We start from the raw sequence: 24177 nt of genomic DNA, 5'->3' as shown, positions 1-24177 counted from the left end.
GAATATGAACATTGGGGAAATTAGCTATACAAACATCATACCCCTATACTTTTATTTAGACAGAGAACGATTGAAGGGGAACGGTGTAACGATAACGGAAGCTGTTCCTTCAAGAATCAACCGCCTTATGGAAGAAAAAAAGGTAGACATAGGAGGGATTTCCTCTTTTTCTTTTGGCAAAAATGCAGCTCATTATAATTTGATCCCAGACATGTCGGTTTCTGCTTTTGGAAAAGTGAATTCTATCTTTCTCTTTTCGAAATTCCCGTTAGAAGAATTAGGGGGTAAAAAGATAGCTTTAACGTCCAGCTCTGAAACATCAGTGGCATTGTTGAAGATCATCATGCAGAAGTTTTATAGAATTGAGCCTTCTTTCCAGGTTGAACAACCTCATTTTGAAAAAATGATGGAGCAGTTTGATGCTTGTCTTCTGATCGGTGATGATGCCATTTCATCCAAAAGAAAGAACAGACACTATCATGTTTACGACTTAGGGGAAATCTGGTATAAAGAGACTGGTCTTCCGATGATCTTTGCTGTGATGGCATACCGTAAAGAGTTGGAAAAAGAAAATAGAGGTTTGCTCGCATACGTGGCTCAGAGTATGACAGAAAGCAAGGAGCGGTGTCTAAGAGAAAATTTTGCCCCTTTAGTTGAGCGGGTAGTGATTGAGCATGGCGGTACTGTTTCATTTTGGGAATCATATTTTACGGGATTAAATTACGGTTTTGATGGCGAACATGAAAAAGGACTTAGTCTTTATTTTCAGCTTGCTAAAGAGTGTGGATTGTTGCAGACAATACCCTCTATCTTAAAGTTTTCGTATAAGTAACAGGCGATAGGGTGAAATAAAAGTGAAGTTAAAAGACCTATACTCATTTTTAAAAAAAGATTTACAGCAAATAGAAGACCAGCTTGCCGTGTCGGTTAGTTCCGATCAGCCTATGATCCATACAGCAGGCATGGAGTTATTGAAAGCAGGGGGAAAAAGAATCCGCCCTGTATTTGTTCTGCTTTCTGCTCAGTTTGGTACATACAACATTCACCAAGTTAAAAAACCTGCAGCAGCATTGGAGTTAATTCACATGGCTTCGCTCGTCCACGATGATGTCGTAGATGACGCCGACATGAGAAGAGGAAGAAAGACGGTAAAGGCTAAGTATGACAGCAAGATAGCCATGTACACAGGTGATTATATTTTTGCATCTGCGCTTAAGTTAATGACCGATATCGAAATTCCACGTGCCCATCAGATCTTGGCACAAGGAATGAAAGAGATGTGCCTTGGCGAGATCGAACAGATTAACGAACAATTTGATACGAATCAAAACATTAGAAAATATTTTAAGCGTATCAAACGAAAGACCGCTCTGCTCATTGCTTTAAGCTGTCAGTTAGGAGCGATTACTTCAAGAGCGGATGTTTCACTTCAAAAATTACTGTATGAGTTCGGCTATTGTGTTGGTATGGCGTTTCAGATCACGGATGATATCTTAGATTTTACCGCATCAGAAAAGCAGCTTGGCAAACCAGCTGGAAGTGACTTGAAGCAAGGCAACATCACCCTTCCAGTGTTATTTACGATCCGACAATATCCGGAAGTGAAAGAAAAGCTGAACCTTTATTATCAAAATGAAGATTCTAACCTTCTTAAAGAATTATTAAAAGATATTAAAAGTCTTGGCGGGATCGAGTATGCATCCCAAATCTCCGAAAAATACCTAAATCGCGCAAAAGATGCTGCACGCTCACTGCCCGACACGGATGCAAGGGAGAGTCTTCTAAGAGTAGCAGATTATATTGCGGGTCGGAAATTTTGAGCCATTGCTAATTTTTAAAATTTTTGGTACGATTTCTCTGGGGAACTTGTTCCGCATATACTATACATAGATGATAGGAGAGGGAATACATGGAAAAAACGTTTTTAATGGTTAAACCAGATGGCGTTCAACGTGCGTTAATCGGAGAAATCGTATCCCGTTTTGAGAAGAAAGGTTTTCAATTAGTAGGTGCAAAGTTAATGAACATCTCTGAAGACCTCGCTAAAGAACATTACGGTGAGCACAAAGATCGTCCTTTCTTCGGAGAGCTTGTAGACTTTATTACTTCTGGACCTGTATTTGCAATGGTTTGGGAAGGTAAAGACGTAATTCTTACGGCTCGTAACATGATGGGTAAAACAAATCCTGCTGAAGCAGCTCCGGGTTCAATCCGCGGTGATTATGCAGTGCAAGTAAGCAACAATGTGATCCACGGTTCAGATTCTGCTGAAAGTGCAGAGCGCGAAATCGGGTTATTCTTTAAAGAAGAAGAACTTGTTTCTTACGAAAAAACAGTTTCTGTTTGGATTTAATTTTTTATTATAAAATGAAAGCGTTTAACCGGCCATTGTGCCGGTTATTTTTTATATAAAAGAATACGATGCTACCTGTTAATGGATGATGTTATGAAAAAAGTTTGAAGTCCGCCGATATAAGGGATAAGAATGGTGAACAAAGCACCATAAGATGATCGGGAGAGAAATAGATGGACTTGGACTATGAAGGCTTTAAAAAAAATATATGGCAAATGACAGGGATTGACCTGTCCAAATATAAAGAAGCTCAAATGAAAAGGCGACTGATCGCATTAAGGGAGAAAAGATCTTTCCGTACATTTTCAGATTATTATCAATCGTTATCTGCCGACAAAAATATGCGGGAAGAATTTTTAGATAGAATGACGATTAACGTCTCTGAATTCTATCGAAATCCTTCACGGTGGGAAGTGCTTGAGCAAAAGATCTTACCAAGACTCTTGGAGGAACGCTCATCCCTAAAAGTATGGAGTGCTGCCTGTTCGACAGGGGAAGAACCATACACCCTTTCGATGATCCTTTCTGAAACAAGTGGAATCTCGAATTTTTCTATTTTAGCGACAGATCTAGATGAACATGTTTTAGAACATGCGAAAAACGGCTATTATTTGGAGAAAGCTGTTCAGGATGTACCCCTTTTAAAAAAGAAGCGGTATTTTTCAAAACAAGAATTAGGCTATAGGGTTTGTGATGACCTAAAGAAACATGTAGCCTTTAAAAAGCAAAACCTGCTATCTGATTCGTGCGGAAATGATTTTGACTTAATCGTTTGCCGGAATGTGATGATTTATTTTACAGAGGAAGCAAAAACGGCTCTATATGAAAAGTTCAGTAAAGCTTTGCGTCCGGGTGGAACTTTATTTGTGGGAAGCACAGAACAAATCTTTAATCCTGGCTTGTACGCATTAGAAACAGAGGAACCATTCTTTTATAGAAAAAAAGAGAAATGATTCGTATTTTTCATTTCTATTGGTTGACAGATGAATATGAATGGTTTAATGTATCATGTAAGTTTAGAGCAATTGTTTAGAATATTTTGAGCATAGTTGAGACAAGTTGAGAGAGTTTGAGTGGAGCAGAGCCGAGAATGGAATTGTACATATGCCATGCGGGTTATTTCTGCATGGCTTTTTTATATCCTTACTTAGAAAAGTACATGTTCCATAAAGAAATCGTCCTCTTCATAACCCCTCACTCTCCGTACTATACGGAGGTGTATTTTATGATATTTTCCTTTCATACCCCACCTTGAAAAGCAATTGTTTTTACAATGTACTGATAAAACAATTCATTTAAGGGGGAGTTCTAATGATTCAATCACTCAATAAAAAATTAATGAAAAAAGAAACGATGACAGAGAACGAAGCTTGCTACTTTATGGAAAGCCTCGTCAACGGAAGTGTTACTGATGCTGAAGCCATCTCCATACTCAGCTTGATGAGTTATCGTGGAGAGACCGCTGAAGAGATCACAGGTTTTGTTAAAGCCTTACGCAGACTATCTAAACAGATTAATCGTAAGTCTAATGATGAAGTAATGGATACTTGTGGAACGGGCGGTGATGGAGCATCGACCTTCAATATTTCTACTGCGGTAAGCATCATCTTGTCCTCACTAGGCATAAAAGTAGCGAAGCATGGCAATAAAGCAGTCACATCTAAGAGCGGCAGTTCAGATGTATTAGATGCACTGGGTATTAAAGTAGCCACGAACAGTTATGAAGCAAACACCCAGTTAGATAAACATGACATTGCTTTTTTACATGCCCCTTATTTTCATCCCGCGCTAAAAAAAGTTGCACATTTAAGGCGCCAGTTGCCGTTCAGGACAATTTTTAATATAGTCGGACCGTTATTAAATCCAATGTCACCAGCTTATCAGCTGATCGGGGTAAGTGACGAGAATGCGGCTAGAGCAATGGCAGAAGCGATAAAGAAGCTCGGTACTAAAAAAGCAGTATTAGTAACAGGAAAAGACGGGCTGGATGAATGTTCGATCACCGGCGAAACAAAAATGTTCTTAGTTGAAAACAATGAAGTTATTGACTTTATCTTTACCCCCGAAGAAGCTGGCCTGAAAAGAGGGCAGTTAACAGATATTACGGTCAATGATAAACAAGAAAGTGCAGAACTTATTATCTCCATTTTAAAAGGACAAGGAAATGAATCAGCAAGAAATATCGTGATATTAAATGCGGCGGCAGCATTATTTGCTTCAAACCGTGTGAACAGGATAAAAGATGGTGTTGAAGTAATAGAGCAGTGCTTGAGCTCAGGTACAGCGTATAAACACCTGTTAGCGATGAATAAAGAGGAGGAGAAAGCGCTTGTTAACTAAAATCATCCAACATAAAGAAAAAGAGATAGATGTTCTTCCTCCTGCAAGATCAGGACAACTAGATCTTACCACTAGAAACCATCGTCCATTTGCTTTGAGCCTGCTTCGTTCGGAAAAAAAGCCGGCATTAATTGCAGAAGTGAAGAAGGCATCGCCATCTAAAGGGATCATTAAAGAGGATTTTGACCCTATACAAATTGCAAAAGAATACGAAAAAGCTGGAGCGGCTTGTCTGTCAGTACTCACTGATACGGAGTTCTTTCAAGGAAGTCTTGAATATTTAAAAGAAATCCGAAAGCACGTTTCTATCCCGCTGTTAAGAAAGGATTTTATCATCGACGAAAGACAAATCGTAGAGAGTGTTGAACATGGGGCAGATGCGATATTGCTGATTGCAGCTTGTTTAACGAAAGAGCGGTTTAAGTCACTCTATGAATTTGCAGAGGAATGCGGTCTTGAGTGTTTGATAGAAGTCCATACGAAAGAGGAGATTGAGCAAGTCTATGAAATCTGCAACCCGTCCATGATTGGCATCAATAACCGTGATTTAAAAAACTTTACGACAAGCATCAATCATACTTTTTCACTGCTTCCTTATATAAGTAAAGAATCGTTAGTGATAAGTGAAAGTGGCATCAAAACAGATGTTGAAGTAAAGAGTCTCTCAGACAACGGTGTAAACGGAATGCTTATAGGAGAAACACTAATGCGCGCTGATTCTATCGAAAAGAAAATAACGGAGATCTATCGTAATGTACGTTAAATATTGCGGCTGTCAGACTGAAGAAGACTACCTGCTTCTCTCATCCTCTCGTGCTGATATGATTGGTTTTGTTTTTGCAGACAGCAAAAGAAAAGTATCACCAGAGGAGGTATCGTCCTGGGTTCGGTCTCATGAGAAGCGGAAACAGATAGCTGGAGTATTTCAGGACAGTCCAATAGAAGAAATGGTTGCGGCTGCAATAAGAGTACCGCTTGATATTATTCAATGCCATGGAAATGAATCGGTTAATACGATAGCTACCTTAAAAAAACAGACTAAAAAGCTGATTTATAAAGCCATTCCGTATAGTGAAGCAATATCTGAACAGATTGAGCGATATGGAAAATATGCAGATGCAATTATTGTAGATTCCCTTTCGAAGGGTCAATTTGGAGGTACAGGAACCTCGTTTTCTTGGGAGAGAGTTCCGGAAATTATGTCATTCGCGAAAAAAGAAAATATCCCATGTTTCATAGCAGGAGGAATTACACCGGAGAATATTCACAATTTGCTTCGTTGTAACCCCCACGGTATTGACTTGAGTGGTGGAATAGAATCAGATGGGAAGAAATGCAAAGATCGTATAGAAAAACTCGAAAGGATGATGTTAGATGTCAGCAGCAATCGTACCTGATCATAGAGGAAGATATGGTAATTTTGGCGGAAAATATGTGCCTGAAACGATAATGTTTGCTTTAGAAGAACTTGAAAAGTCATTTGAAGAAGCTTTACATGACGAAGAGTTTCAAAAACAATTTCAGCATGAACTTGCGGTTTATTCAGGGAGACCTACTCCTTTAACCTTCGCTGAACGATTAACAGAGGTTAATGGAGGCGCTAAGATTTATTTGAAACGTGAGGACCTTAATCATACAGGAGCGCATAAAATCAATAATGCAATCGGACAAGCACTATTAGCCGTTAGAATGGGCAAGAAAAAAATCATCGCTGAAACCGGTGCAGGACAGCATGGAGTAGCTGCTGCGACTGTCGCTGCTAAATACGGCTTATCCTGCAAAGTGTATATGGGAAAAGAGGATATCAGAAGACAAGCGTTGAATGTTTTTCGTATGAAGCTTCTTGGTGCAGAAGTCATCGAGGTAACGAGCGGCAGTCAAACGTTAAAGGACGCTACGAATGAAGCGATCAGGGAATGGGTGGCATCTGTCGAAGATACGTTCTATCTTATCGGTTCAGCTGTTGGTCCACATCCTTATCCTAAAATGGTAAAGAATTTTCAGCAGGTGATCGGGTTAGAAACGATGGATCAGTTCGTTCAGATGAGTGATGGCAACTTGCCCGATGCGGTTATAGCATGTGTCGGCGGGGGAAGCAATGCAATCGGAATGTTTGCACCGTTCATCCATAAAGACGTACCTCTTTTTGGTGTAGAAGCTGCTGGCAAAGGTGTTGAAACCAATGAGCATGCTGCTACCCTTTCAAAGGGTACTAACGGCGTGATACATGGTTCTCTAACAAAGCTCCTGCAAACCGAAGAAGGACAAATTACAGAACCTTATTCGATCTCTGCAGGGCTCGACTATCCTGGAATAGGACCTGAACATGCTTATCTTCATGAAACCGGAAGAGTAAGATATGATGCTGTAACCGATCAAGAATCCTTAGAAGCCTTAGAATCTCTATGCTTAAACGAAGGTATCTTATGTGCGCTAGAGAGTGCCCATGCACTAGCATATAGCCTTAAGCTTGCTAAGAATATGAAAAAAGATGAAGCGGTGGTCGTCTGCCTATCAGGCAGAGGTGACAAGGATGTTCATACACTAATGGAGAAAGTCGAAGGAGGGAATCAATATGAATAAGAGATGGACAGATTTTCAAAATTCTTCTGATTATCGATTCGTTCCTTATATTATGGCAGGAGACCCGTGTGAAGAGGCGACTATTGAACTTTCTTTAGCATTGGAAGAATGCGGTGCAGCAGCTCTAGAACTTGGCGTGCCCTACTCAGATCCACTTGCTGACGGACCCGTTATACAGCGGGCAGGTATGAGAGGATTAAAGCAGAAGATGAACTTGGAGAAAACGATCAAACTTGTTTCAAAGCTAAGGGAAAGAGGTCTGAAAATTCCAGTAATCATCTTTACTTATTACAATCTTTTGTTACAATTAGGAGAAAATCGTTTCATGACTTTAGCTGAAGAGAATGGCGTTGACGGCCTCTTGGTGCCAGATCTTCCTTATGAGGAAAGCTATTACTTAAAAGAAATGTGCTCAGCTCATCACCTCGCATTGATCTCATTGGTTGCTCCAACTACTAATAAAGAGAAGCTTTCAAAACTATCAAAAGAAGCAGATGGATTTTTATATTGCATTTCTTCACTTGGAGTGACAGGAATCAGAAGTGAGTTCCGTGATGGATTGAACGATTTCCTAAGGACTGCTAAAGAAGATTCAGCTGTTCCTGTTTTAGTAGGGTTTGGATTATCACAACGAGATCAAATTGAACAATTTGAAGGTACAAGTGATGGATTTATCATAGGGAGCGCTATTGTAAAAAAGATTGAATCGCTGGAGAATGAATTGATTACGAACAGAGAAGAAGCGATTGGAACGTTTAAACAGTATATCGAATCGCTACTCCCTGTTTATACCCGTTAGAAAAGGAGTGGGAAAATGCAGCCGAAAGAACAATTGTTAACGTTACAGCCCTATAAACCTGGTAAACCTGTTGAAGAAGTAAAGCGGGAATTAGGATTAGAAAAAATAATCAAACTTGCTTCCAATGAAAATCCATATGGGTGTTCTCCACTAGCAAAAGAAAAGATAAAAGAAGAACTCTCAAATCTTCATGTTTATCCGGATGGATATTCAGCTGAGATTAGAGAAAATTTATCTGGTTATTTAGGGGTTGAACAAGAACAGCTTATATTTGGAAATGGTTCAGATGAAGTCGTTCAAATTCTTTGTAGAGCTTACTTATCTCCAGAAACGAACACCGTAATGGCTGCTCCCACTTTTCCTCAATACCGTCATAATGCCGTTATTGAAGGAGCAGAGATTAGAGAAGTTCCGGTAATCAACGGATATCATGATCTAGATGCCATGCTTAATGAAATTGACCAACAGACAAAGATCGTCTGGTTGTGCAATCCAAACAATCCCACAGGGAACTATATACCTGAAAAGGATTTTGTTCAGTTTATGAATAAGGTACCTTCTGATGTTATTGTGGTTAGTGATGAAGCCTATTTTGAATATGTTTCAGCCAGTGATTATCCGAATACGATCAATCATTTAAGGAACTATCCGAACCTCGTTATTCTGCGAACTTTTTCTAAAGCACATGGCTTAGCTGCGCTGCGGATTGGCTATGGTATTGCTGATAAAACCATTATTAAAGGCATTGAGCCAGCTCGAGAACCATTTAATACATCAAGACTTGCTCAAGTTGCAGCAATAGGAGCACTGGAGGATGAGGATTTTATCGGTCAGTGTAAACAAAAGAATAGAGAGGGGTTAGAACTCTTCTATTCTTTTTGTGAAAGGAAAAAACTGCTTTATTATCCGTCAGAAGCTAATTTTATTCTGATTGATGTAAAATCTGATGCCGATCTAGCATTTAATTACTTGCTTAAAAAAGGCTATATTGTACGCTCAGGCAGTGCACTCGGTTTTCCAACCATGCTTCGCATCACGATCGGTGAAGAAGAACACAACAAAGAGATCATCGGACATCTGGAGGCATATATCGAATCATTGGTAAAAAGTATAAATTAGAATTAATAGCCCGGGTTATATCGTTAATACTCGGGCTATTTTCATAATTTTCAAAAAAGTATTGCATTTTCAGAATTGTCTATTTATAATGTAGTTAATATGGTTTCTCTCCACTCCTATCCATATTATTCTTTCCTGACAACGCTTACATGTCAGGACTTTTTTTGTTTATTTTAAGGCTAAAATACCTCTTGCTGCTGGCAGGAGGTGTTTTTTGTGAAGATGGGGGAGTTAAGGGAAGTTATTGCCTGTGTCGTCATTTAGACCTAATTAATAGAAACCCGTATCAAAAGATGAGAAAAGAGTCTTCTTTTATCATATATTTCTTCATAGAATCATAGCTTGTCTTAAAGAGGTAAAGGAGGCGAGCTATGCGATATATTATTGTGCGCCCTTTAGAATCCCTTGGTACAAATACGGTCCTTTCTTATCTTGTGGATTCTCAAAAAATATCATACGTATCACAAGGGCCTCTTAGAATGAATGTAATGAAAATGTTGATGCATGGTTTTAAGATGATACCTGGTCATATTACGCCTCTCTTGTCGATCAATAAAATGGCCGTAGAGGATGTTAGGAAACAGGTAGCTGAGAAAACACAGCGTGGCACGACTACACTATTAACTTCAGCCAGGATAGACTACCTTCACGAAGCGGAACGCGAGTTAAAAAGAACACGGCACCTGCTCATATCAAGTTCGATCGATTATTGTATCGGTCTCTCACTATCGCCAGAAAAAATCACTCCAAACATCGTCCGTTTTTGCAGACAGAAAAAAATCCCTTTTATTGAGTTGGTCTGTGAAGATTTCAATCAGCTGACACAAGTAGTATGGTCCGAGATTTCCTTTTTATATAGAAGATAAGAAAAAAGATTTATGGTACAAAAAATGGAACGAACTTTCCTTGAAAATGCAGATACCTACGCTTTATAAAGAATTGAAAGAAGATGAACTGCTTCCTCTTCCGTCCTTAAAGCTGCTAGGCATTTATCCGCAAAAAGGCGGACTGTTCTCTGGAAGCGACGCAGATTATTGCCTTCTTTCAACAGAAGGCATGGAAGAAAAGGTGATGTCAGTCGTAGTAAGAGGAACGATTGTCCATTCTGAGAGCCAAAATGAAAATAAGCAAGGCTATGGAAAAGAAATTGTCATTACGCAGCCTCGTCGTTTTGGAGAATCTCCTGTATCTCGTGTATAATAGGCACAAGAAAACATGGGATAAAGGGGTTTTAAGCATTGAACACAATCCAAGATGCGATTAGACTAGTAGAACATGGAGACGTAGAAAAAGGCATGTCTCTATTAGAACAATTAGAACATGATGCAAAAGATGCAGAACAATTTGAGATTGCTGAGTTATATCTGGATTGGGGCCACACTTCAAAAGCGATGAACATCTTAAATAATATGCTGAAGAAGTATCCTGGTGAGGGAGAACTCCTCGTATCCTTAGCCGAATGCTATCTGGATGAAGGTATGGATGAAGAAGCAATTAGCTATTTAGAGCAGGTTGATCAGAACGATGAAGAGTACTTGAGGGCATTAATTCTTCAAGCAGACCTTTATGAAGGGATGGGCTTAACTGAAGTTGCGGAACGAAAATTAAAAGATGCCTATCAAAAAGATACGGATCACCCTGTACTTTCATATGCATTAGGTGACTTTTACTTAAGACAGGGTAAATTTGATTCAAGTTTGCCACTTTTTCAAAACGCCATAGATCAACAAGGAGAAATTGAAGATCTTCCATTAAAATATGCAGAAGCATTGAGCCGCGCTGGAAAATTTGAAGAAGCACTCCCGTTATACAGAAAAGGACTTGAACACCATAAAGATCTTTATAGCATGTTCGGGCACGGTGTTACCGCATTTAAAGCAGGTGAGTTTAAAGAAGCGATCTCGGTTCTAGAAGAATTGAAGGATATGGATCCCGACTATACGACGCTATACAGTGTACTTTCAGAATCTTATGAGGAAGAAGGAGCCTTAGAAGAGGCATATCAAGTGATTCAAGATGGATTGAAGAGGGATGAGCATAACGAAAATATTTACTTACAGGCTGCCAGACTCGCTTATAAGATGCATTACCCAGAGCAAGGCGAAGAATGGGTAAAGAAAGCACTTGAATTAAATCCTGCTCTAATTGAGCCTCTGCTGCGTTTAGGTGATCAGTATTTACGTGAAGAAAGATATGAAGATATCATCAGTCTCTATAAACCTCTTGCAGAAACAAAAGAAGAGATTCCGCTTATGTACTGGCATCTTGCGACAGCCCATAAGGAAACAGAAAAATTTAAAGAAGCGTTCAAGTGGTATGAAAAAGCCGCACAGCTTTTTCAGGATGATCCTGTGTTTTTAGAAGAGTATGCTTATTTCTTATTAGAAGAGGGAGAACAGGGAGAAGCAAAAAATATCATGAGGGCGATCTTAAAAAAGAACCCTGAAAGAGCGGATATTGAGGAAGCATTGAACCGGTTGGAAGAATTTTAAAACTTTCTGAAGCAAAGAAGGATTTTAAGAGCAATGAGAGAATATAAATATTATAAATAAAGGCAGTTTTCGAGGATATGTTGCTCTACGATAATAGTGGATTAGGAAGAAAACATCTAAGAGCTACAGTCTTACAGAAAACAGCCTAAATAAATTAGACGTGTTTTGAATGATGGGGGGATTGCAATGAGCAGCACCGTTTCGGTCCTTGAGAAGAAGGATTTTATCAAATGGTTCCTTAATCATTATCAGTTAAAGAAGCGCGAATGTGTATGGCTTTTAAATTATTTAGTGAGTGATGACCAGTTGATGGAAAAAGTGCATTTCGTAGAAAAGGCTGAATATTGTCCTAAAGCAATTATCATGTCAACTCAATGTACAGATGGTGTTCCATTCCGTTTTTACAAACAAAATGTTTTAACAACGGATGCAGAAAAGTCTTTCCATGATATACGTTTAAATCAAGAAGAAGAGATTTACTTAGAGCTTAACTTTAATGCTTCAAGACTGACGCCTGAATATGCCTCTGTGCTGGAAGAGAATCCGCACTTGCCTCAGAACATGACCATGGACAAAAAGTACGGTATATGGGCGGAGATGATCCTCGAAAAGTCTATTGAAACTTATCGTAAAAACGATATCATGGCTAAAATCGACGAAGCATTAGATCAAAAAGATTATGATAGTTTTACGAAGTGGACGACAGAACTAAAGAATTTGGAAAAACAGCCCTCTTAATTGGAAAGGATGACTCATAAACGGAGTCATCCTTTTTTGTGTTTGCTTATTTTCTATAGAATCACATTAAAAGTAGGAGAGTTGTGATACGATATAAAAGCAGAATAAGGAATAGTATAAGGAGACTTAATGATGAGATGGAAGACAAATGATGCAGATGTATTTTTAAAGTCTGGGGAGTATGTTGATAGTTTATTAATCCCATTAACCCCACTCGATTTTAAACAGAATTTTAAGAGCACTGTAACAATGGGTGAATATACAGAGATGCTCTGCACAGAAATAGAACGGCAGCTTCACGGAAGGATGTTTTTATCTCCTAATTTTACATATCTGAAAGAGCATGGTCCTATTGAGCAACTAAAAAGTTTGATAGACCATGCTACAGCCTCGGGACACTTTAAACACATCTTTTTAATGACGAGTGATGTGTATTGGAAGGAATTTGAACATACTATTACCGGGCAGCTTTTTTGGGTTCCGGCACTGCCTCTTGAAAGTATGGATGAAAAACATAGACATGAAGTGATCAAAGAACAAGTGAAACCGCTTTTTCAACTCATCTTTAACGAGTGGCAGCGGGGCATAAATTCATGATAATTAACTCATGTTCATATTGACAGTAAAAGACAACTTAAGCTATCATGTTTATGTCCTAGTAATATGTGTGTAAAAGTCCGGAGGGACCGTTATTTACAGCATAAGGGGGGGAAAACAATGTCAAAGGAAGATATTTCAAGACGTCAGTTCTTAAACTACACATTAACTGGCGTTGGCGGATTTATGGCTGCCGGCATGCTTATGCCAATGGTCCGTTTCGCCCTTGATCCGATTTTAAAAGAGGGTTCAGATCAAAAAATGGTAGCGGTTACGAGTATAGAAGAGCTATCGAACGAACCGAAGCGTTTCGACTTTAAAATCAAACAAAAAGATGGCTGGTACGAGTCTGATGTTACTCAATCTGCCTGGGTTTATAAAGCGAAGAACGGTGATATTATCGCACTTTCTCCAATCTGTAAACACTTAGGCTGTACAGTCGACTGGAACACAGATCCATCACACCCTAATCAGTTTTTCTGTCCTTGCCACTTAGGGCGCTATACGAAGGATGGAACAAATGTTAAGGGTACTGCACCTCTAGCACCGCTTGATGTATATGAGAGCCAGGTGAAAGATGGAAAGCTTTACTTAGGAAAGGCAAAACCAAGAAAGGGGGCGTAATGAATGCTACAAAAGATCTATGACTGGGTAGATGAGCGCCTGGATATTACGCCGCTTTGGAGAGACGTTGCAGACCATGAAGTACCTGAACACGTAAACCCCGCACATCATTTCTCTGCGTTTGTTTACTGTTTCGGCGGATTAACTTTCTTTATCACGGTTATTCAAATTCTTTCAGGTATGTTCTTAACTATGTACTACGTACCTGATATCGTGAATGCTTGGGAATCCGTTTATTACCTGCAAAATGAAGTGGCATTTGGAGTTATCGTACGCGGAATGCACCACTGGGGCGCAAGCCTTGTTATCGTAATGATGTTCTTACATACATTGCGCGTATTCTTCCAGGGAGCTTATAAAAAGCCTAGAGAATTAAACTGGGTTGTCGGAGTACTTATTTTCTTTGTTATGTTAGGTTTAGGTTTCACAGGATATCTATTGCCTTGGGATATGAAAGCGCTATTTGCGACAAAAGTAGGGATTCAGATTGCTGAAACTATTCCTGTTGTTGGTCCGATCGCTAAAACTTTCCTTGCCGGCGGAGAGATTATTGGAGCACAGACGCTTACGCGATTCTTTGCAATTCACGTATTCTTCCTTCCTGCAGCATTATTAGGCTTAATGGGTGCCCACTTCCTAATGATCCGTAAACAAGGTATTTCCGGACCGTTGTAAAAACTAGCAATGATGAAAAGAGAGCAAAGGAGGGAAATATATGCATCGCGGAAAAGGGATGAAGTTTGTCGGAGATTCTCGAGTTCCTGCTGAGCGCAAACCGAATATACCAAAAGATTATTCGGAGTTCCCAGGAAAAACAGAAGCATTCTGGCCAAACTTTCTTTTAAAAGAGTGGATGGTTGGTGCCGTTTTCTTAATCGGTTACCTTGTATTGACTATCGTTCATGAATCTCCTTTGGAGAAAAAAGCAGATCCTACTGATGCCGGATATATTCCTCTACCAGACTGGTACTTCTTATTTTTATACCAGCTCTTGAAGTACAAGTATGCGGCAGGGGATTATGTTCTAATTGGTACAGTAATTATTCCAGGTCTAGCCTTCGGTGCCTTGATGTTAGCACCATTCCTAGATACAGGATTAGAGAGACGTCCTTCTAGACGTCCAATTGCGACTGGTTTGATGCTGTTAGGTTTGATTTCCGTTACATATTTAACATGGGAATCCGTTGTGACTCATGATTGGGAAAAAGCAAAAACGCAAGGTAAGATTGTTGACGTAAGCTTTGACCAAAATGATCCAGGATATCAAATCTACCAAAAGCAGAGCTGTGTTGGTTGTCACGGCAACACACTGACAGGTGGGGCAGCAGCTCCATCATTGGTTGGAACAGGCTTGAGCCCTGAAGAAATCATGAAAATCGCTAAGGAAGGTAAGCCGCCAGGCATGCCGCCAAATGCATTTAAAGGATCAGATGAAGAGCTAAAGCAATTAGCGGAATTCATCTCAAAACTTGAACAGAAATAATGTAAAAAGCCGGCTCGGTAAGGGCCGGCTTTTTTTCTAAAAGTAAAGGAGCATAAACATGTCGTGGATCTTCGCAATCATCAAAGAACGATGGTTTCTAATGACCCTTCTGCTCGTCAATATCTTAGGTACGATTTATGGGTATTATTGGTACAAATATCAGTTGATTGAAACGCCTTGGTATTTTCTACCGTTCGTTCCGGATAGTCCGACCGCTTCACTATTCTTTGTGTTTGTTCTAATTGGTTTTTTGTTAAAGAAACAGAATGGTCTTATAGAAGCACTTGCAGCAGCTTCGTTATTTAAATATGGTATTTGGGCTGTAGGAATGAACCTAGGTGGAGCAGTGGTCGGTCCTCCCTTAAATTTTATTAATTTTATGCTTATCTTTTCTCATCTTGGAATGGCTGTGCAAGGGCTTCTTTATGCTCCTTTTTATAAAATTAAAGGTTGGCATGTAGGCGCAGCAGCTCTTTGGCTTTTTCATAACGAGATTATAGATTATATATTTGACATGATGCCAAGATATACGATTTTATCTCCTTATCAAGATATGATCGGTTATTTCACATTTTGGCTTTCTGCCCTTTCTGTGTTTCTTGTCTGGCGAATGAGAAAATTCTAGCTTTTTGTTAATGCCTTAAAATAGGTCTAACCTTGTCCCAACTCTCATACTTTTTAGTATAAGGGTACAGGAGGGACAACAGATGAAAAGGGTAGGATGGATATTATTCGTTTTTTGTATCGTTTCTTTCGCTGCGATGCCTGTGTATGCATCGAATCATACATCTATTAAAGATTGGTCAGAAATAAATGAACTAACGAGCGAGATATGGGAACTAGGAAAAGTTGAAAAGTATCAAGAGGCAGCAGACGTTCTAGAATTCACTTCAGAAAATATTACACATATTGAAGACGTGCTGGCTTTACGGCCTGATCAGAAACGTCTCGTAGAATACACATTTTCTGATGCGATAACATCCTTACAGAATCCGGAATGGACAAAAGAGAAGAAGCTGAATAAACTCACTGAAGTCCGACTCCTTGTGGATGCCCTGCAAACCAATTATGAACCTTTATGGAAAAAGACAGGCCTCATGATGCTAGAACCATTTATTACGATGGAAAAAGAAATCGGAAATAAAAACTCAACAGGGTTTCACCAGGCCGCAAATCTTCTGTTAGAACGATATGAAACTGTAAGACCGGCATTGATGGTCGATTTAAGTTCAGATAAGATCGAAAAATTGGACGAACACGTTTCTTATGTAGATGCAAACAGAAATAATATCTTAACAGATGTTGAACATCAGAAAAATCTTGAAGCAGCTGCTGCAGATTTTGAAGCTCTGTTTTTTGCTAAAAATGATAATTCAGAACCATCGTTGTTTTGGCTGATCTTTTCGATCGGTGGAATTATTTCATCAACATTAATTTATGTGGGTTGGAGAAAATATAAAGGTGATAAGGAAAAGGAGCTCCGTGTGCCTGATAAGAGATAATGCGGATTCTTTGACAAGTAAAGGAGCTTAACCGTAAAATAAAGGTAACAAAAGCTTTATATATGGAGGAATGCCAAAGATGGGTGGATTTTTAATCTACTTCGCTATTTTGCTCATTGTCCCCCTTTGGGCGCAAATGAGAGTCAAAAGTACGTACAAGAAGTATTCAAAGGTAGCTAACAGCACAGGTAAAACCGGTGCAGAAGTAGCAAGACAAATTTTAGATGAAAATGGTTTGTATAATGTTCAAGTAGAACCTGTTAGAGGGATGCTATCAGACCATTATGATCCTCGCAGCAAAGTAGTACGTTTATCAGAAGATAATTATTATGGAAATTCGATTGCAGGAGCTGCTGTCGCAGCCCACGAAGTAGGCCATGCTATTCAGGATGCTGAAGGTTATGCTTTTCTTCGTTTCAGACACGCGCTTGTTCCCGTTGCTAACATCGGATCGAATTTTTCCTTCTTATTGATATTAGGCGGAATCTTCTTCCAAGCAACAAACTTGTTTCTGCTGGGAATAATCTTTATGTCAGCTGCAGTATTGTTCCAATTTGTAACATTACCGGTAGAGTTCAATGCAAGTTCACGTGCGATGGATCAGATCGTTTCAACAGGTATGATTCGTAACAATGAAGAACGTGGTGCACGTAGAGTGTTAAACGCTGCAGCTCTAACATACGTTGCCGGCGCATTAGTAGCGTTGCTGGAATTAGCTCGATTTATATTCATGTTCATAGGCATGAACCAAGACGATTAATACAAAACTCCCGATGTCTCATCGGGAGTTTTTTTATCTTCCTATAGGGTTTTTATCTTCATCAAGAGTGAATCCTTCTCCAATAACTTCATGGACATCGTTTACCGTTACGAAGGCATGTGGATCGATTCTTTCAATCACTTGCTTTAATCGGACAATCTCGTTCTTCGCAATGACACAATACAGAACTTCACGAAGCTGTCCGGTAAAGGTTCCTTTACCATTCAATAACGTTGCCCCTCGGTCGAGTTCCTTCATAATATTAGCCGCAATCTCAGCATTTTTCTCTGAAACAACCATCACGGCTTTACCCGCATAAGCCCCTTCTTGCATAAAGTCGATCACACGAGCTCCTATAAATACGGCAACAAGTGTATACATCGCCTCACGATAATTTAAGTAAATAAGAGAAACGGTGATTACCATAAAATCGAAAATAAACATGGTTTTCCCCATACTCCAGCCTAAAAATTTATGGCCAAGACGAGCGATAATGTCAACTCCGCCGGTTGTGCCTCCGTAGCGGAATATGATTCCTAGACCCACTCCGATAAATACACCTGCGAAAAGAGCAGCGAGTGTCATATCTTCTTTCAGGTCTATCACTATGTAAGAGTATCTCTGGAAAATGAATAAAAAGACAGACACAGCAACCGTTCCTACAACTGTGTAGATGAACGAATTTTTGCCGAGCAGCTTCCATCCTACAAAGAATAGAGGGATGTTCAACGCTAGGTTAGAATAAGAAGGATCAATTGAAAATAAAAAATAGAGAATTAAGGTAATCCCGGTAAAACCACCTTCAGCTAGATTATTCGTCATATTAAAATGAACAATCCCAAAAGAGAAAATAGCAGATCCGAAGAGAATGAAAAGAATATTTTTTAGTTTGATAGGATAGATCATAGAATGCCTCATTTCTGTCTTATGAAGTTGTTTCTTTATGGCTTTTCATAAATGATCATTTTGTATTTGTTGCACTTCTTTTATAAAAATTTGGGGGCAACAACATTTTACAAAAACAGCCTTTTATTTGAAACATGCATTCCTATTATAATCAATATTTCATGAAATTTGTCAAACAGAAAAAATACCGATAACATATATGTTGAACGAAAACGATAAGGAGGGTCTCCAACATGGCCAACCGTACTTTAAAAGAAAGCCAGGACTTAGTAGATCAATACATATCACAGTTTAAAGAAGGATATTTCAGCCCTCTTGCTATGCTTGCCCGATTAACCGAGGAACTGGGTGAGCTCGCTCGTGAAGTAAATCATCATTATGGCGAAAAACCGAAAAAGTCATCAGAAGATGCAAAAACAGTAGAAGATGAACTTGGAGATATGTTCTTTGTCTTAATATGTCTTGCAAACTCACTTCATATAGATTTAGATGAAGCGCTCGGTACTGTCATGAATAAATTTCAAACCCGAGATAAAGACAGATGGACACGTATTGATGAAGGAGAGAGAAACAATGGATAAAATAAAAATTATTTTAGCAGGCCCTCGCGGAAAGATGGGCACAGAAGCTTTAAAAATGATCGAAGCTACCTCTCATTTTAAACTTGCAGCTGTAGTAGACTCTAAAAATGACGGCTTGCAAGTAAAAGATTTAGAAGGAGCCCCTGTTTCAATGGAAGCGCCTGTCTATGATGACTTAGAACGATGCATCCAATCTGTAGATGCGGATGTATTGGTTGACTTGACACGTCCTGATATCGGAAAGAAACACCTTGAAATGGCACTTAACCACGGATTGCGAACAGTCATTGGAACAACAGGATTCTCAAATGAAGATCTAGAGAGGCTGACTGAGCTCGCTCAAGAAAAGAATACGGGTGCTTTAATCGCTCCAAACTTTGCGATAGGAGCTATCTTAATGATGAAATTTTCACAGATGGCTGCAAAATATCTTCCTGATATTGAAATTATTGAGAAGCATCATGATCAAAAGCTCGATGCTCCGTCAGGAACTGCTCTTAAGACAGCTCAGCTTATTACAGAAGTGCGCGAAGAAAAAAGACAAGGGCATCCTGGGGAAAAGGAAGATTTACAAGGTGCTAGAGGTGCAGAACTTGAAGGGATTCGAATTCACAGTGTGAGATTGCCGGGTCTAGTTGCTCACCAAGAAGTTATGTTTGGCGGTGAGGGGCAACTGCTCACGATTCGCCATGATTCTATGAATAGAGCCTCTTTCATGCCAGGAGTAAAAATGGCTGTTGAGAGTGTTATGCATATCGATGGTTTAGTCTATGGTCTTGAAAACATTATGGAATAAGAGGTGTAAACATGAAAATCGCTCTTATTGCGCACGATAAAAAGAAGAACGATATGATTCATTTTTCAATCGCTTATAAAGAAATCTTGAGCGAACATACTTTATTCGCTACTGGAACGACAGGCTCTAAAATAAACAAAGCTACAAACCTCTCTATTAATTTACTGCAGTCAGGGCCTTTAGGGGGCGATCAACAGATCGGTGCTCTTATCGCTGAAAACGAACTGGATCTGGTATTGTTTTTCAGAGATCCCTTAACCGCTCAGCCGCATGAACCGGATGTTTCAGCATTAATGCGTCTGTGCGACGTTTATCAGATTCCGTTAGCAACAAATTTAGCTTCTGCAGAACTGTTTGTAAAAGCACTTGAACGTGGTGACTTGGACTGGCGCAGAATAATCGATGAAAGAGAGTCTAAAAACATATGAGCCTAAAAAACTGGTTAGCTTTCGGCGCACATGCAGATGATGTAGAGATAGGAATGGGGGCAGCTATTAAAAAAGAGACAGAAAGTGGCCGTGAAGTCATCATCTGTGACTTAACTGAAGCCGAGCTCTCATCGAACGGCAGTGTAGAAATCAGAAAGAAAGAAGCGGAGGGAGCTGCTCATATTTTAGGTGTCAAAGAAAGAGTGAATCTTCAGCTTCCAGACAGAGGTTTGTACCTACACGAAGCGTTCATCTTAAAAATGGTTTCCTGCATCCGAAAGTACAAACCGGAGTATGTATTTGCCCCTTATTGGGTTGACCGTCATCCAGATCATGGGAATTGCGCTAAGCTTGTAAAAGAAGCGGTCTTCTCAGCTGGGATTAAAAATATTAAAGATCCAAATGAACGAAATGCACATAAAGTAAGGAACATTTTCTATTATTTTATAAACAGTACGGAAAGACCGTCTCTTTTTATGGATGTTAGTGATTCGTATTCTTACAAGATAGAAGCTTTAAAAGCGTATCCTTCTCAGTTTGTTAAACGTGCAGGGAGTGTAGATACACCACTCACCAACGGATATATCGAACGTGTTGAAGCAAGGGACAAACTGTTTGGACTTGAAGCGGGTACCCTTTATGCAGAAGGATTTATTCCAGAACAGACGTATGTGACCAAAAATTTATAAGGAGTTCGTTATGAAGTTGAAAATCGGGATCACCTGCTATCCGACAGTCGGAGGGTCAGGGGTGGTGGCTACTGAACTAGGTAAAATGCTCGCAGAGAGAGGCCATGAAATACACTTTATCACGTCGAGCTTACCTTTCCGTCTTGGAAAGTTTTATCCAAACATTTTTTTCCATGAAGTAGACGTAAACCAGTATTCGGTCTTTCAGTATCCACCCTATGACCTTGCTCTAGCAAGCAAAATGGCTGAGGTAGCAAAACGAGAGAAGCTAGATATACTGCATGTACATTACGCTGTGCCGCACGCCGTATGTGCTGTCCTCGCAAAACAGATGTTAGATGATCATATTAAAATTGTTACAACACTTCATGGAACAGATATCACGGTGTTGGGTTACGATCCCTCATTAAGTGAGATGATTAAATTCGGCATCGAAAAATCTGATAGCGTAACGGCCGTGTCACATCAGTTAAAAAAAGATACAGAGCAGCTCTTGAAGACGCAAAAAGAAATCATTCCTGTGCATAACTTTGTCGATGAACGAGTTTATTACAGACGTGACAATCATCTAGAGCTAAAACAAACATATGGAATAAAAGATCATGAAAAAGTAATTGTACATATTTCAAACTTCAGACCCGTAAAGCGGATTCAGGATGTGATCCAAGCTTTTTACAAGATTAGAAATGAAATGGACTCAAAGTTGTTACTGATCGGAAACGGTCCGGAGTTTACAGTTGCTTGTGAACTAGTTAGTGAGCTTAATATAGAAGATGATGTGTTATTTTTAGGGAAACAAGAGAACGTTGGAGAGTTATTCTCAATATGTGATCTGAAACTGCTTTTATCAGAAAAGGAAAGTTTCGGACTAGTCTTATTAGAAGCGATGGCTTGTGGAGTACCTGTAATCGGGACAAACATCGGAGGGTTACCCGAAGTGATCGTGGATGGTGAGACCGGGTATATGGTTGAAGTAGGAGATACAGATGCTGTAGCTGCTAAAGCGATCTCCTTATTAAGAGATGAGGATAAACTTAACCGATTTAGAGAAAATGCTGTTTTGCACGTTAGAGAAAACTTTTTATCTGAAAAAATAGTGAGTGAGTATGAAGAAATCTATAACTCTTTAGTAAAGGGTTGAGGTTCACATGAACAAATTATTTGAGGAAGCTTCTTATGTGATTGATCAGATTGAATCAAGAGGTTATAAGGCGTATTTTGTAGGCGGATGTGTACGGGACTATTGTTTAGGTCGACCGATTAAAGATATAGACATCGCTTCAAGTGCGAAGCCTGAAGAAATACAGGCAATCTTCCCTAAAACAATTCCAGTCGGCATTGAGCATGGAACGGTCATCGTAAGACATAATCATGTTTCTTACGAAGTGACAACCTTCAGAAAAGAAGGCGAATACGAGGATTATCGCAGACCTTCTAAAGTTTGGTTTGTAACAGACTTAGAAGAAGACCTGTCTAGAAGAGATTTCACTTTTAACGCCATGGCCATGGATAAAGATTTTCAGGTTATCGATCCATTCGAGGGAAGAGAAGACTTAAGAAACATGCAGATTAGAACGGTAGGAGAACCTGATCACCGGCTTTCTGAAGATCCGCTTCGTATCATGCGGGCATTTCGTTTTATGAGTGCGTATGATATGCATATTGAAGAGCGAACAACACTAGCACTTAAAAAGAACGCACCCCTTTTAAAACGAATCTCTACAGAAAGAATAACGGTTGAGTTCAAGAAACTGCTGGAGGGTGAAAGGGCTGGTAAAGCATTGCAGCTTATGAAAGTTTGCTGCGTGTTTCTTTATCTCCCCTATCCTATAGAAGAAATTTCTGAAGGGAGCATGCTGTCATTTGATTGGAGTTCCTTAGAAACGGAAGAACAAAGATGGGCGGCAGTAACCGTTTTATCTAAAGTGGACGATGAAAGAGATTTCTTAAAGAAATGGAAGCTGCCCAATAAGGTGATTCAGTCGGTTTTAGCCATTATTTTTTCGTATAAAAAAGATCAGTGGACAAAAATCGATTTGTATAATATGGGATTAACTACCGCACTATCCGGGCTAAAGCTAAGGTGTCTTATTAAAAATGATCCCTATGAGGAACAAGCTAAAGAACTGACACGCCTTGCAGAGGAGATCAACATTCATTCAAGAGATGATATTCCTTTAAACGGCGAGGACATCGTGCGGATCAAGCAAAAAACGCCAGGGGTTTGGTTAGGACAACTCTTTAACGACCTAGAAAAAGAGATCGTTGAAGGTAAACTCTCTCTTTCTAAAAGAGAGATCAGGGATTGGGTCAGAAGGTGGGGGAAAGAATGAGAGAAGCATTATTACACATGCTGGCTGAAAATGAAGGTGAATTTGTTTCAGGTCAGCAGATCAGTGAAAGATTGAACTGCTCACGTACAGCCATATGGAAACATATATCAGAGCTTAGAAAATCAGGCTATTCCATTGAAGCTGTACAAAAAAGAGGCTATCGCCTGCTCACTTCTCCTGATCTTGTAACGGCAGAGGAAGTCTCTCTTTATACAGGTGAAGGATCATTCGGAAAAAAGATTACTTATAAGGCATCTGTTAAAAGCACTCAGGAAATAGCACACAATTTAGCAAGAGAAAGTGCTCCTGAAGGGAGCATCGTGATTGCTGATGAGCAGACCGGTGGAAGAGGAAGGCTGGGAAGGGCATGGCAATCTCCGTCAGGATCGGGAATCTGGATGAGTCTCATCCTTCGTCCGGAAATTCCACTTCAAAAAGCTCCGCAGCTTACATTGCTTATTGCTGTTGCTGTATCAAGAGCCGTTGAAAAAGTTACTGGTTTGGAAGCAGCTATCAAATGGCCGAATGATCTATTGATCAAAGGAAAGAAAATCGCAGGAATTCTGACAGAGCTTCAAGCGGAAGCGGATTCCATTCATTCTGTGATTGTCGGAATTGGGATGAATGTTAATCAGGAAAAGAAACACTTTACAGAAGAAATTTCAGAAATTGCAACAAGCCTTGCGATTGAAGGCGGAAAAACATACAAACGAGCTGAAATAGCTGGGGTCGTATTGCAAGAGATAGAAAACTTATACAAAAGCTACCTCGATAAAGGATTTGCTGTAATAAAGCTGCTATGGGAAGCACGCGCATACAGTCTTGGAAAAAGAATAACAGCAAGATCTGTAACGGGATCTATAACTGGCTACGCAAAAGGAATTACAGATGAAGGTGTCCTGCTGCTTGAAGATGACAATGGAGTGATCCATTCGATCTATTCAGCGGATATCGAATTTCCTTCTCACTAAGTCAGGTACGTGATAAAATAATCTTATAGGCGGTATCCACACAGCGGAACTGCACTGTACCGTTAGCTTTTTTTAAAACCAAC

The 24177-nt window shown here is 39.6% G+C and carries 29 protein-coding genes; 28 read left to right on the top strand and 1 reads right to left on the bottom strand.

All coding sequences use genetic code 11. The annotated features are described in order from the left end of the window. Positions 1-4 precede the first annotated feature (4 nt). The 21 genes from M3206_RS11010 to M3206_RS10910 all read left to right on the top strand — a co-directional run bounded on the left by M3206_RS11010 (position 5) and on the right by M3206_RS10910 (position 17390). Positions 5-832, top strand: a complete 828-nt coding sequence (locus M3206_RS11010) for a menaquinone biosynthetic enzyme MqnA/MqnD family protein (RefSeq protein WP_251312574.1) — start codon at positions 5-7, stop codon at positions 830-832. A gap of 22 nt (positions 833-854) precedes the next feature. After that, complete coding sequence (locus M3206_RS11005; protein ID WP_251312573.1) at positions 855-1820, top strand: polyprenyl synthetase family protein; 966 nt, start codon at positions 855-857, stop codon at positions 1818-1820. Positions 1821-1909: 89 nt separating this feature from the next. Further along, positions 1910-2353 (top strand): nucleoside-diphosphate kinase, encoded by a 444-nt coding sequence (ndk, locus tag M3206_RS11000; RefSeq protein WP_251312572.1) that lies wholly within the window; start codon positions 1910-1912, stop codon positions 2351-2353. 173 nt (positions 2354-2526) lie between these two features. Continuing rightward, entirely contained in the window at positions 2527-3306 is a 780-nt protein-coding gene (locus M3206_RS10995) for a CheR family methyltransferase (protein WP_251312571.1), read from the top strand. A gap of 358 nt (positions 3307-3664) precedes the next feature. Beyond that, complete coding sequence (gene trpD / locus M3206_RS10990; RefSeq protein WP_251312570.1) at positions 3665-4693, top strand: anthranilate phosphoribosyltransferase; 1029 nt, start codon at positions 3665-3667, stop codon at positions 4691-4693. Beyond that, entirely contained in the window at positions 4683-5456 is a 774-nt protein-coding gene (trpC, locus tag M3206_RS10985; RefSeq protein WP_251312569.1) for an indole-3-glycerol phosphate synthase TrpC, read from the top strand. Before trpD ends, trpC begins: the two co-directional genes overlap by 11 nt. After that, on the top strand, positions 5446-6090 hold the full coding sequence (locus M3206_RS10980) for a phosphoribosylanthranilate isomerase (RefSeq protein WP_251312568.1): 645 nt from the start codon (positions 5446-5448) through the stop codon (positions 6088-6090). The genes trpC and M3206_RS10980 overlap by 11 nt, the downstream gene beginning before the upstream one ends. Continuing rightward, entirely contained in the window at positions 6068-7276 is a 1209-nt protein-coding gene (gene trpB / locus M3206_RS10975) for a tryptophan synthase subunit beta (protein WP_251312567.1), read from the top strand. The genes M3206_RS10980 and trpB overlap by 23 nt, the downstream gene beginning before the upstream one ends. After that, positions 7269-8075: a tryptophan synthase subunit alpha gene (gene trpA, locus M3206_RS10970; RefSeq protein ID WP_251312566.1), complete on the top strand. Its 807-nt coding sequence runs from the start codon at positions 7269-7271 to the stop codon at positions 8073-8075. The genes trpB and trpA overlap by 8 nt, the downstream gene beginning before the upstream one ends. A gap of 15 nt (positions 8076-8090) precedes the next feature. After that, entirely contained in the window at positions 8091-9194 is a 1104-nt protein-coding gene (gene hisC / locus M3206_RS10965) for a histidinol-phosphate transaminase (RefSeq protein ID WP_251312565.1), read from the top strand. A 371-nt stretch (positions 9195-9565) separates the two neighbouring features. Beyond that, on the top strand, positions 9566-10060 hold the full coding sequence (locus M3206_RS10960; RefSeq protein ID WP_251312564.1) for a hypothetical protein: 495 nt from the start codon (positions 9566-9568) through the stop codon (positions 10058-10060). Between the two features lie 40 nt (positions 10061-10100). Continuing rightward, positions 10101-10394, top strand: coding sequence for a hypothetical protein (locus tag M3206_RS10955; protein WP_251312563.1), 294 nt, complete (start codon positions 10101-10103; stop codon positions 10392-10394). A 38-nt stretch (positions 10395-10432) separates the two neighbouring features. Continuing rightward, positions 10433-11686 (top strand): tetratricopeptide repeat protein, encoded by a 1254-nt coding sequence (locus M3206_RS10950; protein WP_251312562.1) that lies wholly within the window; start codon positions 10433-10435, stop codon positions 11684-11686. A gap of 186 nt (positions 11687-11872) precedes the next feature. Beyond that, positions 11873-12424 carry a ReoY family proteolytic degradation factor gene (locus tag M3206_RS10945; RefSeq protein ID WP_251312561.1) on the top strand — a complete coding sequence of 184 codons (552 nt, stop codon included), beginning with the start codon at positions 11873-11875 and terminating at the stop codon, positions 12422-12424. A 132-nt stretch (positions 12425-12556) separates the two neighbouring features. Then, on the top strand, positions 12557-13021 hold the full coding sequence (locus M3206_RS10940) for a YpiF family protein (protein WP_251312560.1): 465 nt from the start codon (positions 12557-12559) through the stop codon (positions 13019-13021). Positions 13022-13141: 120 nt separating this feature from the next. Continuing rightward, entirely contained in the window at positions 13142-13645 is a 504-nt protein-coding gene (locus M3206_RS10935) for a ubiquinol-cytochrome c reductase iron-sulfur subunit (protein ID WP_251312559.1), read from the top strand. Positions 13646-13648: 3 nt separating this feature from the next. Next, positions 13649-14320 carry a menaquinol-cytochrome c reductase cytochrome b subunit gene (gene qcrB / locus M3206_RS10930; RefSeq protein ID WP_251312558.1) on the top strand — a complete coding sequence of 224 codons (672 nt, stop codon included), beginning with the start codon at positions 13649-13651 and terminating at the stop codon, positions 14318-14320. 40 nt (positions 14321-14360) lie between these two features. Continuing rightward, a complete protein-coding gene (locus M3206_RS10925; RefSeq protein WP_251312557.1) occupies positions 14361-15128 on the top strand; it encodes a menaquinol-cytochrome c reductase cytochrome b/c subunit in 768 nt (255 codons plus the stop codon). Positions 15129-15186: 58 nt separating this feature from the next. Further along, positions 15187-15753, top strand: coding sequence for a DUF1405 domain-containing protein (locus tag M3206_RS10920; protein ID WP_251312556.1), 567 nt, complete (start codon positions 15187-15189; stop codon positions 15751-15753). Positions 15754-15835: 82 nt separating this feature from the next. Then, a complete protein-coding gene (locus M3206_RS10915; RefSeq protein WP_251312555.1) occupies positions 15836-16630 on the top strand; it encodes a sporulation protein YpjB in 795 nt (264 codons plus the stop codon). Between the two features lie 79 nt (positions 16631-16709). Next, the gene (locus M3206_RS10910) at positions 16710-17390 is read left to right on the top strand and encodes a zinc metallopeptidase (protein ID WP_251312554.1); all 681 of its coding nucleotides are present in this window, start codon (positions 16710-16712) and stop codon (positions 17388-17390) included. A gap of 33 nt (positions 17391-17423) precedes the next feature. On the opposite strand, the gene M3206_RS10905 is transcribed toward M3206_RS10910, so the two are convergent. Then, positions 17424-18296, bottom strand: a complete 873-nt coding sequence (locus M3206_RS10905; RefSeq protein ID WP_251312553.1) for a YitT family protein — start codon at positions 18294-18296, stop codon at positions 17424-17426. A 233-nt stretch (positions 18297-18529) separates the two neighbouring features. On the opposite strand from M3206_RS10905, the gene M3206_RS10900 reads away from it, so the two are divergent. The 7 genes from M3206_RS10900 to M3206_RS10870 are packed head-to-tail and all read left to right on the top strand — an operon-like array spanning position 18530 to position 24094. Then, positions 18530-18877 carry a nucleotide pyrophosphohydrolase gene (locus M3206_RS10900; protein WP_251312552.1) on the top strand — a complete coding sequence of 116 codons (348 nt, stop codon included), beginning with the start codon at positions 18530-18532 and terminating at the stop codon, positions 18875-18877. Beyond that, positions 18870-19673, top strand: a complete 804-nt coding sequence (gene dapB / locus M3206_RS10895; RefSeq protein WP_251312551.1) for a 4-hydroxy-tetrahydrodipicolinate reductase — start codon at positions 18870-18872, stop codon at positions 19671-19673. The genes M3206_RS10900 and dapB overlap by 8 nt, the downstream gene beginning before the upstream one ends. A gap of 11 nt (positions 19674-19684) precedes the next feature. Next, a complete protein-coding gene (gene mgsA / locus M3206_RS10890) occupies positions 19685-20101 on the top strand; it encodes a methylglyoxal synthase (RefSeq protein ID WP_251312550.1) in 417 nt (138 codons plus the stop codon). Next, entirely contained in the window at positions 20098-20790 is a 693-nt protein-coding gene (gene bshB1, locus M3206_RS10885) for a bacillithiol biosynthesis deacetylase BshB1 (protein WP_251312549.1), read from the top strand. The genes mgsA and bshB1 overlap by 4 nt, the downstream gene beginning before the upstream one ends. Positions 20791-20800: 10 nt before the next feature. Beyond that, positions 20801-21931: an N-acetyl-alpha-D-glucosaminyl L-malate synthase BshA gene (gene bshA, locus M3206_RS10880; protein ID WP_251312548.1), complete on the top strand. Its 1131-nt coding sequence runs from the start codon at positions 20801-20803 to the stop codon at positions 21929-21931. Between the two features lie 7 nt (positions 21932-21938). Then, positions 21939-23123, top strand: coding sequence for a CCA tRNA nucleotidyltransferase (locus M3206_RS10875; protein WP_251312547.1), 1185 nt, complete (start codon positions 21939-21941; stop codon positions 23121-23123). Beyond that, the gene (locus M3206_RS10870; protein ID WP_251312597.1) at positions 23108-24094 is read left to right on the top strand and encodes a biotin--[acetyl-CoA-carboxylase] ligase; all 987 of its coding nucleotides are present in this window, start codon (positions 23108-23110) and stop codon (positions 24092-24094) included. The genes M3206_RS10875 and M3206_RS10870 overlap by 16 nt, the downstream gene beginning before the upstream one ends. Positions 24095-24177 lie beyond the last annotated feature (83 nt).

Origin of the sequence: Fictibacillus phosphorivorans (genome assembly GCF_023715845.1) — a bacterium.
GTDB classification, from domain to species: domain Bacteria; phylum Bacillota; class Bacilli; order Bacillales; family Fictibacillaceae; genus Fictibacillus; species Fictibacillus phosphorivorans_D.
This window is presented reverse-complemented; position numbering and strand designations above follow the sequence as displayed.